This is a genomic window from Kitasatospora sp. NPDC049258, from assembly GCF_040678895.1.
In the GTDB taxonomy this organism is placed as follows: Bacteria; Actinomycetota; Actinomycetes; order Streptomycetales; family Streptomycetaceae; genus Kitasatospora.
Genome location: NZ_JBFAQT010000037.1, coordinates 51117 through 63148 on the forward strand (window position 1 = coordinate 51117; position 12032 = coordinate 63148).

Here is a 12032-nt window from a genome sequence, read left to right on the forward strand (position 1 = left end):
GCCCGCGGACCGCGGGTCGGCCGGCCTGACGGCACACCAGTGGCCCGGCCGGTCAGGTCGATTCACGCGCGATCTACAGTGCTGTAGATTCAGCACTGCGCGAGATCGAGGGAGCCGGGCCGGCGCTGTCCGGCACGGGGAAGCAGGAGGACACCATGGGAGTCACGCTCGCCAAGGGCGGCAATGTCTCGCTGACCAAGGAGGCCCCGGGGCTGACCGCGGTCATCGTCGGTCTCGGCTGGGACGTCCGGGGCACCACGGGTGCCGACTTCGACCTCGACGCCAGTGCGCTGCTGTGCAACGAGAGCGGCCGGGTGCTCGGCGACCAGCACTTCGTCTTCTACAACAACCTGCGCAGCCCCGACGGTTCGGTCGAGCACAGCGGTGACAACCTCACCGGTGGCGGGGACGGCGACGACGAGCAGATCAAGGTCGACCTGGCGGCCGTGCCGGCCGGCGTGGTCAAGGTGGTCTTCCCGGTGTCGATCTACGACGCCGAGGCCCGCCGGCAGAGCTTCGGCCAGGTGCGCAACGCCTTCATCCGGGTGGTCAACCAGGCCGACGGCAGCGAGGTCGCCCGCTACGACCTGACCGAGGACGCCTCCACCGAGACGGCGATGGTCTTCGGCGAGCTCTACCGCTACGGCAACGAGTGGAAGTTCCGTGCCATCGGCCAGGGTTACGCCTCCGGCCTGCGCGGCATCGCGCTGGACTACGGCGTCAACGTCTGATCGACCCGGGCGGTGCCCGAGCAGGCGAGCGGCGGCCCCGGGCCACCGACCGGCGAGCGCCGGCGGGCCCGGGGCCGCCGTCCGTGCGTGCTGCCGGCCTCTGGTAGAACCGGCTCGGATGTTGTCATGAACCGTGGAGGGGACCAGCAGTGACGACCGAACGGATCGGCCCGCCCGTGACCGGCGGTGAGCGGGAGATGCTGCGCGCCTTCCTGGACTTCCACCGGGCGACGCTGGCGATGAAGTGCGACGGCCTCGACGACGAGGAGCTGCGCCGGCAGTCCAGCCCGCCCTCGACGCTCTCGCTGCTCGGCCTGGTGCGGCACATGGCGGAGGTGGAGCGCACCTGGTTCCGCCGGGTGATCAACGGTGAGTCGATCCCGCTGGTCCACTCGGACCGGGAGGACTTCCAGGTCGCCTACGACGCCAGCACGGCGACCCGCGCCGAGGCCTTCGCCGCCTGGCAGGCGGAGGTCGAGCACTCCCGCCGGATCGAGCGGGAGGCCGAGTCGCTCGACGTGCTCGGCCACAACGCCAGGTGGGGCGAGGACGTGTCGCTGCGGCTGGTGATGCTGCACCTGATGCACGAGTACGCCCGGCACAACGGACACGCGGACCTCCTGCGCGAGGCCATCGACGGCACCGTCGGCGCCTGACGGCCGGCGGGCCCGGGTGCCGCAGCCGGATGCCGCGGCCGGATGCTGCTGCGGCCAGGTCAGTGCGGCGCCCCGAGGCGCTGCTGGAGCCGGGTGGCGGCGGCCGCGAGCAGCAGGTCCAGGGCGAGCGGGTAGCCGCTGTGGCGCATGTCGGTGACCAGCAGCCGGGCGGTGGCCGCGATGTGGGGATGGGTCTCGGGGGTCAGCCGGGCGTAGTGCCGGCGCCAGACGTCCAGGTCGGCGGCCCGGGCGGCGTCCGGGAGCGCGGCGGCCGCCGCGTCCTGGGCGGCGAAGGCCAGGCCCTGGTCGACGAAGGCGTGGTAGATCGCCACCGCCTCCGGATCCGGGAAGCCCGCGCCGCGCAGGATGCCGAGGATGGTCTCCACCGCCCGGGTCTCGTGCGCCCGCCCGGTGGTGCGGTAGGCGGCCAGCAGGGCGGCCTGCGGGTGCGCCTGGTACGCGGCGTGCAGCCGCAGGCCGATCCCGCGCAGGTCGGCCTGCCAGTCGCCGGTGGCCCGCCAGTCCTGCTGGGCGTGGCCGATCAGCTCGTCCGCGATGGCCAGCAGCAGGTCGTCGGTGCTGTGGAAGTACCGGTAGATCGCGCTCGGGTCCGCGCCGAGCGCGGCGCCGAGCCGGCGGACGGTGAGCGCCTCGGAGCCGTGCTGGTGCAGCAGCCGCAGGGCGGTGGAGACGATCACCTCGGCGGAGAGCACGGTGCCCTGCTTGGTGGGGCGGCGCCGGCGGCGCTGGGGTTCCGGGACGACTCGGTCGTTCATCGCGCTGCGCTCCTGGGGTCGGTGCGTCTGCCTGGGCTTCTCCGGTCGCGCCACCTTATGACAACGGCATTGACCGGAAAAGGCCACCAGGAGTTTCATGGCCAGCCACCGGGGCCCGACGCGGCCCCCACGGTCAAGGTGGTGGTCCGTTGGCAGCAGTGGCGAAGGACGAGGCGAGAGCCGGCGCGCAGCAGGGCGCCGGGCACGGCGGCGACGTGCGGCACACCACGATGCGCAAGTCGCTCGGCGTCATGGACGGGGTGGCCATCGCGGCCTCCAGTACCGCCGCCACCTCCAGCATCGGGATCGGGCTGGGCCTGACCGCCGCGGTGGTCGGGCTGCACCTGCCGGCCATCATGCTGCTGGCCTTCCTGCCGGTGCTGGGCATCGCGGGGGCCTACGGCCGGCTCAACCTGGTGGAGCCCAACGCGGGCAACTCCTACACCTGGGTCGGCAGCACGCTCAGCCCCTGGCTGGGCTTCCTGACCGGCTGGGTGAACACCGTGGGCACCATCGTGTTCATGGCCTACACCACGGCCGTCACCGGCTCCGCGCTGATCCAGCTGGCCGGCGAGGCCGGCCTGCACAGCCTGTTCGGGCTGGTGCTGGACCCGGACTCGACCCGGCAGACCACGGTGATCGGCCTGGTGGTGCTGGTCGTGGTCACCGCCGTCGCGATCCGGGGCCTGGGCCTGGCCGCCCGGCTGCAGAAGTACCTGCTGGTGTTCGAGTACCTGGTCCTGCTCGGCTTCTGCGGCTACGGCCTGTTCGCGGGCAGCCAGCCGTTCTCCTGGTCCTGGTACAACCCGTTCGACATCCCCTCGTTCGGCGCGCTGGCCCAGGGCATGGTGCTCGCGGTCTTCTGCTACTGGGGCTTCGAGTCGGTCTTCAGCGTCGGCGAGGAGGTCCGCGAGCCCAAGGACGCCTCCCGGGGCGGCATGATCGCCCTGGTCACCATGCTGCTGCTGTTCCTGCTCGCCGGCACCGCCTTCCAGCGGGTCCTGCCGCTGGACGAGCTGGCCGACAACGGGGCCCAGGGGCTGACCTACTTCGGCAACAAGCTGGCCCACCAGCCGCTGGCCGCCCTGCCGTTGATCGCGCTGACCTTCTCGGCGGTCGCCTCGCTCCAGGCCAACGTGATCCCCACCGCCCGCGGCACCTTCGCGATGGGGCGGGACGGCACCCTCGGTGCGGTGTGGACCAGGATCCACCCGCGGTACGCCACCCCGGTCACCGGCACCGTGCTGATCACCGCGATCGCCTCCGCCGTGGCGCTGGCCTCGCTGGTCATCCCCACCGTCACCGACCTGATCAACGCCGCGGTCAACGCCATCGGCATCGTGGTCGCGCTCTACTACGCGCTCACCGCGGTCGCCGCCGCCGTCCGGTTCCGGCACCTGCTGCGCGGCCCGCTCGGCGAGGCGCTGCGGGCGGTGGTCGGGCCGCTGCTCGGGGCCGCGGTGCTGCTCGGCGTCGGCTGCTACCTGGCCTGGAGCTTCTACGACTCCGCCGACCACTTCGAACTCAGCGCCGACAACGGCTGGTTCCAGCTGCTGGTGCCGATCCTGATGATCGGCAGCGGCCTGCCGGTCGCCGCCTGGGCCCGCTGGGGGCGCCGCTCGCCGTACTTCCGCACCGGCGTCGGCACCGACGGCGAAGCAGCCGGCCCGATCCTGTAGTCACCCGTCCCACCGCACAGTTGGAGTCCACACCATGACCCACGCCGATCTGGTCCTCACCGGCGGCCCGATCTTCACCGCCGATCCCGCCCGGACCAGGGCCAGCAGTCTCGCCGTGACCGGCGAGCGGATCACCGCCGTCGGCCACGACGAGGTGCGCGAACTGATCGGCCCGCGCACCGAGGTGGTGGACCTGGCCGGCCGGATGCTGGTGCCCGGATTCCAGGACGCCCACCTGCACGCCGTCTACGGCGGCACCGAGCTGGGCGAGTGCGACCTGAGCGGCACGGTCGGGGCGGCCGAGTACCTGCGGCTGATCCGGGCCTTCGCCGAGGCCCACCCGGAGCGGGCCTGGATCACCGGCAGCGGCTGGTCGATGGAGAGCTTCGAGGGCGGCCGGGCCACCCGGCAGCTGCTCGACTCGGTCGTCCCCGACCGGCCGGTCTACCTGCTCAACCGCGACCACCACGGGGCCTGGGCCAACACCCGGGCGCTGGAGCTGGCCGGCCTCACCCGGGACACCCCGGACCCGGCGGACGGCCGGATCGAGCGGGAGCCGGACGGCACGCCCTCCGGCATGCTCCAGGAGGGCGCCACCGGACTGGTCGCCCGCCTGGTGCCGCCGACCACCGCCGCCGAGCGGCTGGCCGGGTTGCTCCGGGCCCAGGAGCTGCTGCACTCGCTGGGCGTGACCGGCTGGCAGGACGCCCTGCTCGGGGTCTTCAACGGCCAGCCCGACCCCACCGACGCCTACCTGGCGGCCGCCCGCGCGGGCACCCTGACGGCCCGGGTCACCGGCGCGCTCTGGTGGCAGCGCGAGCGGGGCGCCGAGCAGATCCCGGAGCTGGTCGCCCGCCGGGCCGAGACCGCCCACGGCCGGTTCCGCTGCACCGCGGTGAAGATCATGCAGGACGGCATCGCCGAGAACTTCACCGCCGCGCTCACCGCGCCCTACCTGGACGGCTGCGGCTGCGCCACCGCCAACAGCGGCCTGAGCTTCGTCGACCCGGTGGCGCTGCGCTCGTACGTCACCGAGCTGGACGCGCTCGACTTCCAGGTCCATTTCCACGCCCTCGGCGACCGTGCGGTGCGCGAGGCGCTGGACGCGGTCGAGGCCGCCCGCGCCGCCAACGGGCGCCGCGCCACCCGGCACCACCTGGCGCACCTCCAGGTGGTCCACCCGCTGGACGTCCCCCGGTTCGCGGCGCTCGGGGCGATCGCCAACATCCAGCCGCTGTGGGCGGCGCACGAGCCGCAGATGGACGAACTGACCATCCCCTTCCTCGGCCCGGAGCGGGCGGCGTGGCAGTACCCCTTCGGTGACCTGCTGCGGGCGGGCGCCACCCTGGCGGCGGGCAGCGACTGGCCGGTCAGCAGCCCGGACCCGATCGCCGGCATCCACGTCGCGGTCAACCGGATGGAGCCCGGCGCCACCGACGGCCGGGTCTTCCTGCCGGAGCAGCGCCTCGACCTAAGCACCGCGCTCGCCGCCTACACGGCCGGGTCGGCGCACGTGAACGGCCACGACGACGCCGGCACCCTGCGGGCGGGCGCGCTGGCCGACCTGGTGCTGCTGGACCGCGACCCGTTCGCCGGGCCGGCCGAGGAGATCGCCGCCACCCGGGTGCTGCGCACCTGGGTGGGCGGGCAGCTGGTGCACGCCGCCGGGTGACGGCCCGGAGTGCGTCGACGGCGGGTGCCGGAAGCTACTTTCGGCGCCCGCCGTCGTTTGTCCTGGCAGTCGTCCGATGCCCTGGAGGGTCCTGTGCACACCACCGCCGACACCCCGGCCGCCGAACTGCTGCTGACCGCGCACGACTTCGCGTCCGCCCGCCATGTGGTGGACGTCGGCGGCGGGTCGGGCGCGCTGCTGGCCGCGGTGCTGGCGAAGCACCCGCGGGCCCTCGGCACCCTCGTCGACCTCCCCCATGTCATCGACGGGGCAGGGGAGTTGCTCCAGTCCGCCGGGGTGGCGGAGCGCGTCGCGCTGATCGGCGGCAGCCCGGCGGAGCAGGTGCCGCTCGGCGCGGACGTCTACCTGCTCGGCCGGCTGCCGCGGAGCCCGGACCAGACGCTCCGGGAGCTGCTGGCCGTCCGCGCGGCGACGCCGTCCCCGGCCGCCCGGCTGCTGGTGCTCGCGCCGACCGCCGAGGTCGCCGCGCTCACCCCGCTGCTGGCCGAGGCCGGGCTGCACCGGAGCGGTCTGCCGCGGCGGGCCGGCGAGATCTCCATCCTCGTTCTGTCGTCCGGGAGTTGACCCCGGCGGCGGGGCTTCCCGGTCAGTCCTCGCCGGCCGGCTGGGCACCGCCGCCCAGGCCGGGGAACGGCGGGCGGACCTTCTCGTCGCCGAACGGCGCCCGGTGTTCACCGTGCTCTCCCGCGGCGCGGTGGAGACGGACCCGGTGTCGGTTGGTGATCCGGGACTGGTCGAAGCAGTCGCAGGTCCGGGGGTGCGGGTGTCGGCCGGGCCGTTCGGGTGGTGGTCGGCGAGGAGGGTCGGGTCGGAGCCGTTCGTCATCGCGTCACCGTAGTGGGCGCGCATTCGGCCGGGACAGGGGATTGACGCCGGGTCGGCTCAGTGGTTCAGTGGCTCAGCCACTGAACCAACTGGGATTGGAGCGGGCGATGAAGACGCTGCCCCGGCGCGGCACGGCGTTCGACGAGCTGATGGTGGGGACCGTGCGGCTCGTGGGCGAGGCCGGGGTGCGGACGGTCCGGCTGGAGCTCGCGGTCCGGGCCGACCGCGTGCTGCTGCCGCACCGGACCACCGAGGCCCGGCTGAGCGGCCGGGCCCGGATCGAGGGGTTGGCCGACGACCCCGCTGCCGCCGGGGAGTTGGAGATCTCCCCGGTGGCCCGGCGGCGGATCCGCTACCGGCTGGAGTTCACCGCCGACGGCCGGCGGCTGACCCTGGACGGCTGGAAGTCGGTCACGCCGTACCGGCCGCTGGCCTCGATGACCGTCCTGCCGTTCACGCTGGCCGAGGACGGCCGGGAGATCGGCCGGGGCACCCTGCGCTTCCCGCCGGCCGCGCTGCTCCCCTTCCTGCGGAGCTGGCGGTTCGCCCGGCCCGGTGGAGCGCAGGCCGCCCTCGCACCGCGCTGGGACGGCACGCCCGGCCGTACCGAGGTCTGGTACACCACCCTCACCGACCCGGCGAGCGGCACCGGGCTGTGGCTGCACCACGAACTGACCGCCCCGGCCGACGGTGCGCCCGCCCGCAGCCACGGCTGGATCGCACTCTTCCCGCCCGACGCCGAGGCCGGGCACGCCCGCTACACCGCGGAGCCGGACTCCGCCGCGGACCGGCTGCGCGGCAAGGCGGGCCCGTACACCTGGGACCTCACCGAGCAGTTCACCGGCCCGCCGCTGTACACCTTCCCGCGCTGGGCCTGGCGGCGGCCGGTGCTGCCCGCCGCGCACATGCTGCCCGCGGCCACCTCCCGCTACACCGGCACCGTGACCCACCCGGGCGGCGAACTCCGGCTCGACGGTGCCCCCGGCGCCACCGCCCGGATCTACGGGCACGGCAACGCCCGGCGCTGGGCCTGGCTGCACGCCGACCTGGGCGGCGGGGACGTGCTGGAGGTGGTGGCCGCCACCGCCGCCCGCCCGGGGCTGCGCCGGCTGCCGCCGCTGGTCTTCCTGCGGCTGCTCCGCGGCGGCCGCAGCTGGCCGCGGCGGGGCACCGGCTCCGCGCTCGGCGCCTTCCGGGCCAGGATCGGGCTGCCGGAGTGGAGCGTCACGGGCCGCACGGCGCTGCGCCGGATCACCGTCACCGTCCGGCAGCCCGAGCAGCGGACCGTCACCCTCGACTACACCGACCCGGACGGCGGCACGGCCGTGTGCCGCAACAGCGAGGCGGCCGACGCCCTGATCACCGTCGAGCGGTGGTGGGGCCGATGGCACCCGGACGGCGAGTGGACCCTGCGCGGGACCGCGCACGCGGAGGTGGGCACCCGATGAGCCGCAGTCGCCGGGGCCTGGTCGCCGCCCTGCTCGCCGACGACGGCCGCCAGGCCTGGCCCGGCGCCGCGGCCGACCGCCTGGACGGCTTGCTCGGCGCGATGCCGCCCCACGCCCGCGCCGGGCTCCGCGCCGCGGCCGCCGCCGTCGACGCCTATGCGCTGCTGCGCACCGGCGCCCGGCTGGACCGCCTCCCCGAGCCCCGCCGGGAGGCCGTCCTCGCCTCGCTGGGCGCCCGCCCCGCCCTGCGGCCGCTGCTGGACGTGCTCAAGGTGCCGGTGCTGCTGGCCGCCGGCACCGAGCGGATGCTGCAGCACCGGCCGCCGCCGCTGCTCGGCTCCGCCGTGCCCGAGGACCCGCCGCTGGACTGCCTGCCGTCCGGCGAGTGGCCGGACCGGGCCACCGCCGACGCCGTGGTGGTCGGCTCCGGCGCGGGCGGCGCCGTCGCGGCCCGGACGCTGGCCCGCGGCGGGCTGCGGGTGCTGGTCCTGGAGGAGGGCCGGCACCACGCCACCGCCGAGTTCGGCCGCCGGGCGCCGCTGGACCGCTTCGCCGAGCTGTACCGCGACGGCGGCGCCACCGTGCTGGCCGGCAACCCGCCGGTGCTGCTGCCGACCGGACGCGCCGTCGGCGGCACCACCGTCGTCAACTCCGGTACCTGCTACCGCACTCCGGATCAGGTGCTGGAGCGCTGGCGGTCCGGGTACGGACTCGACCTGGCCGACCGGGCGGCCTTCGGGGCCGATCTGGACGAGATCGAGCGGACCCTGCGGGTGGCCACCCAGCCGCTGGACGTGCTCGGCCGCAACGGCCTGCTCACCCTGCGCGGGGCCGAGCGGCTCGGCTGGCGGGCCGGTCCGCTGCGCCGCAACGCGCCCGGCTGCAAGGGCTCCTGCCAGTGCGTGGTGGGGTGCCCGGCCGGGGCCAAGCAGAGCGTGCAGCTCTCGGTGCTGCCCGACGCCTGCGCGGCCGGTGCCCGGATCGTCACCTCGGCACGGGTGATACGGATCCTGGTCGACCCGGACCGGCCCGGTGGCCCGCGGGCGGCCGGCATCGCCGCCCGGCGGCCCGACGGGAGCGGCTTCGAGATCCTCGCACCGCTGGTGGTGGTGGCCGCCGGGGCGTTGGAGTCCCCCGCGCTGCTGCGCCGTTCGGGTCTGGGCGGACACCCGAGGACCGGCCGCAACCTCGCCGTCCACCCGGCGACCAGCGTGGCCGGCCGGTTCGCGGAGCCCGTCGCCACCGGCCCCGCCGTGCTGCAGAGCACCGGGGTGGAGGAACTGCACGACCAGGGCATCCTGATCGAGGCGACCGCCCCGCCACCGGGCATGGGCTCCTTCGTCCTGCCGGGGCTCGGGCGGGAGTTGCGCGCCGAGCTGGAGTCGGCCGACCGGCTGGCCACGCTGGGGGCGATGATCGCCGACCGCCCGGGCGGCCGGGTGCTCGGCGGCCGGCGCCCCCTGCTGACCTACCGGCTGGACCCGGCGGACGGGCGCTCGCTGCTGCGTGCCGTCGCCGCGATGGGTGAACTGCTCTTCGCCGCAGGGGCCGAGGAGGTGCTCACCGGCCTGCCGCGGACGCCCAGGGCGCGCAGCACCGCCGAACTGCACCAACTGCTCGGCGGGGCCACCGCGCGCGACCTGCACCTCTCGGCCTTCCATCCGACCGGCACCGTGGCACTCGGCGCCGATCCCCAGATCGCCCCGGCGGACCGGCTCGGCCGGCTGCGCGGGGTCCGGGGCGTCCTGGTCGCGGACGCCTCGGGACTCCCCGGATGTCCGGGGGTCAATCCGCAACTCACGATCATGGCGCTCTCGTTGGCGGTCTCCCGGGCCGCCGTCGAGCGCGGCTGACGTGCGCTATTGATGCCGTGTCATGTACGCGGTTCACTGAGCGTGGCGCCGCCGGGCCGCGGCGGCGCCGTCCCCCACCGATCAGGAGATCTCCCATGTCCGTTGCCCGGCGCGGCACCTTAACGGTCGCCGTCCTCTCCCTGCTCACCCTCGCCGCGGGTCAGGCCGCGGCCTCCCCCGTCACCGCCCCGGCGCCGGCCGCGGCCGCGCAGGGGGCGAAGGTCACCCGGATCGAGCAGCAGGTGGCGCAGGACCTGGCCCGCTCGCTCGCCGACGCCGGCTGGGGCTCCCAGGTCCGGGCCGGCGTCCGGGCCGGCGCGGTGGAGCTGAGCCCGCTCGCCGGCCGGGCCACCGCCCCGGCCGCCCGACAGCTGGCCGCCACCGTGGCGGAGGCCGACCGGCGGATAGCCGGCGCCAAGGGCCTCGGACAGGACCTGGGCCCGCTGCTGCGGGTCCAGCTGGCCGACCCGTCGATGCGCGCCGCGCTCGACGCCGGCGCCGAACCGCTGGTCGCGGCCGCGGTCGGCGACGACCACGCCCGCACCGTCACCGCCTACGACCGGGCCGGCCGCGCCCACGCCCTGGACGCCCGCACCGTCCCGGGCCAGCCGGTCTACCTGGTGGACCTCGACTCCGCCAGGACGACCGCCGCCGGGCTGAAGCTGATCGGGGAGGAGCTCGCCCGCAAGGGCCTCAACACCCCGGCCGCGCCGGCCTCCACCGCCGCCGCGGGCTGGTGGGCCACCAAGGTCGACGCGATCGAGGTCTCGGACGACGAGGAGCCCTGGTTCAAGGGCGGCGCGGAGATGTTCGCCCTGGTGACCGGCTTCGGCCAGGACGGCAAGGCACGGGTCGACTCCGTCACCATGCCCTACCTGGACTACGACGGCACGGTCTACTACCCGAACCAGATCCTGGTGAACTGGTCGAACTACAAGTACAACCTGGCCGACGTCGTGCTGATGGAGGACGACGGCGACACCAACTACCTGGCGCTGGCCCAGGCGATCACCGCGGTCCTGCTCACCATCGCCGACCAGGGCACGTACATCCCGCTGGTCAACGCGGTGCTGGCCGCGCTGCCCAGCTCCTGGTGGACCGACGACCCGGACTACGTCGACTCCTGGTACACCCTGGCCAGGAACAGCTCCGGCCGGCTCAACGGGGCCGCGGCCAACGGGTGGATGAGCGTCTCGCCGTACTTCGTCCAGGAGTTCTGAGCACCGCTTGACGGCGGCTCTGCCACCCGGTTGACTCCGGTCACCGGGTGGCTGAGCCACTCAGGGAGTCCAGCGCAGCCGAGGAGACCCGCCCGTGCCCCCCGAGATCATCGCCCGCCAGTCCGTGGTCGACGTGCTGGAGCACCGGCTGCGGGACGACATCCTTGGCGGCACGCACGTCCCGGGCGAGCTGCTGCCGCCGGAGCGTGAGCTCGCCGCCGGCTACGGGGTCACCCGCACCACCCTCAAACACGCCCTCTCCCGCCTGGAGCAGGCCGGACTGCTCAGCACCCGGCACGGCATCGGCACCCGGGTGCGGGACTTCCTGCGGGTCGGCGGCGCGGACCTGCTGCCGATGCTCGCCACCCGGGACAGCGGCTGGCTGACCGAGATCTTCGAGGTCCGGCGGCACATCGGCGCCCTGATCGCCCGCCGGGCGGCCGTCCGGCGCACCGACCGCCAGGCCGCCCGCCTGCGCGAGGTGCTCGACGCGGTGGCCCGGGCCGGCGACGGTGACGCGGCCCAGCTCGCCGACGCCGAGGTCCACCGCGAGCTGGCCCGGGCCACCGGCAACCGGGTCTACCTGCTGCTCACCAACACCCTCTTCAACGCCTACCTCCCCGTCCGCGGCGCCCTGCGCGCCCCGTTCGAGGACCCGGCCGAGGCGGCGGCCCGGCTCGCCCCGGTCGTCCAGGCGGTGGTCGACGGCCTGCCGGAACAGGCCGAGAGTGCCGCCGAGCAGTACCTGCGGGCGACCGAGGAGCTGATGCTCGCCTCGCTGCGCCCGTCCGGGCGGGCGGACGGGGACCACGAGCGGGAGCGTCGCCACGACGGCTGAGCCCGGTCGGGGTACGGCGATGGGCCCGCCCCCCGGGGTGGGGGCGGGCCCTGTCGCGTGCTGGGTGTTACTTGGTGAGGCCGGCCTTGACCGAGCACACCGGCCAGGCGCCGGGGCCCTGGGCGGCGAGGACCTTCTCGGCGACGGCGATCTGCTGCGCCTTGCTGGCCAGGTTGGCCTGCGGGGCGTAGGAGGTGCCGCCGAAGGCGGCCCAGGTACTGTTGGTGAACTGCAGGCCGCCGTAGAAGCCGTTGCCGCTGTTGATGGCCCAGTTCCCGGTGGACTCGCACTGCGCGACCTTGTCCCAGGTGGA

11 protein-coding genes are annotated in these 12032 nt (G+C 75.0%); 9 read left to right on the forward strand and 2 right to left on the reverse strand.

Annotated features, from left to right (window positions below):
• Window positions 1-155: 155 nt before the first annotated feature.
• Both AB0K43_RS25225 and AB0K43_RS25230 read left to right on the forward strand, forming a co-directional pair.
• The gene (locus AB0K43_RS25225; RefSeq protein ID WP_363643472.1) at window positions 156-731 is read left to right on the forward strand and encodes a TerD family protein; all 576 of its coding nucleotides are present in this window, start codon (window positions 156-158) and stop codon (window positions 729-731) included.
• 197 nt (window positions 732-928) lie between these two features.
• Entirely contained in the window at window positions 929-1387 is a 459-nt protein-coding gene (locus AB0K43_RS25230; protein ID WP_363643498.1) for a DinB family protein, read from the forward strand.
• Window positions 1388-1446: 59 nt separating this feature from the next.
• On the opposite strand, the gene AB0K43_RS25235 is transcribed toward AB0K43_RS25230, so the two are convergent.
• A complete protein-coding gene (locus AB0K43_RS25235; protein WP_363643474.1) occupies window positions 1447-2163 on the reverse strand; it encodes a TetR/AcrR family transcriptional regulator in 717 nt (238 codons plus the stop codon).
• Window positions 2164-2393: 230 nt separating this feature from the next.
• On the opposite strand from AB0K43_RS25235, the gene AB0K43_RS25240 reads away from it, so the two are divergent.
• From AB0K43_RS25240 to AB0K43_RS25270, 7 genes are all read left to right on the forward strand, one after another.
• Window positions 2394-3842 carry an APC family permease gene (locus AB0K43_RS25240; protein ID WP_363643500.1) on the forward strand — a complete coding sequence of 483 codons (1449 nt, stop codon included), beginning with the start codon at window positions 2394-2396 and terminating at the stop codon, window positions 3840-3842.
• A gap of 34 nt (window positions 3843-3876) precedes the next feature.
• On the forward strand, window positions 3877-5514 hold the full coding sequence (locus tag AB0K43_RS25245; RefSeq protein ID WP_363643476.1) for an amidohydrolase: 1638 nt from the start codon (window positions 3877-3879) through the stop codon (window positions 5512-5514).
• Between the two features lie 93 nt (window positions 5515-5607).
• Window positions 5608-6099, forward strand: coding sequence for a methyltransferase (locus tag AB0K43_RS25250; protein ID WP_363643478.1), 492 nt, complete (start codon window positions 5608-5610; stop codon window positions 6097-6099).
• Between the two features lie 368 nt (window positions 6100-6467).
• Window positions 6468-7808 (forward strand): hypothetical protein, encoded by a 1341-nt coding sequence (locus AB0K43_RS25255; protein ID WP_363643480.1) that lies wholly within the window; start codon window positions 6468-6470, stop codon window positions 7806-7808.
• Complete coding sequence (locus AB0K43_RS25260) at window positions 7805-9661, forward strand: GMC family oxidoreductase (RefSeq protein ID WP_363643482.1); 1857 nt, start codon at window positions 7805-7807, stop codon at window positions 9659-9661. The genes AB0K43_RS25255 and AB0K43_RS25260 overlap by 4 nt, the downstream gene beginning before the upstream one ends.
• 95 nt (window positions 9662-9756) lie before the next feature.
• A complete protein-coding gene (locus tag AB0K43_RS25265) occupies window positions 9757-10881 on the forward strand; it encodes a DUF3103 family protein (protein ID WP_363643484.1) in 1125 nt (374 codons plus the stop codon).
• A gap of 94 nt (window positions 10882-10975) precedes the next feature.
• Window positions 10976-11719: a GntR family transcriptional regulator gene (locus AB0K43_RS25270; RefSeq protein WP_363643486.1), complete on the forward strand. Its 744-nt coding sequence runs from the start codon at window positions 10976-10978 to the stop codon at window positions 11717-11719.
• A 67-nt stretch (window positions 11720-11786) separates the two neighbouring features.
• Here the strand turns inward: AB0K43_RS25270 and AB0K43_RS25275 are convergent.
• A partial coding sequence (locus AB0K43_RS25275) for a transglycosylase family protein (protein ID WP_363643488.1) occupies window positions 11787-12032 on the reverse strand: 246 nt, incomplete at its 5' end.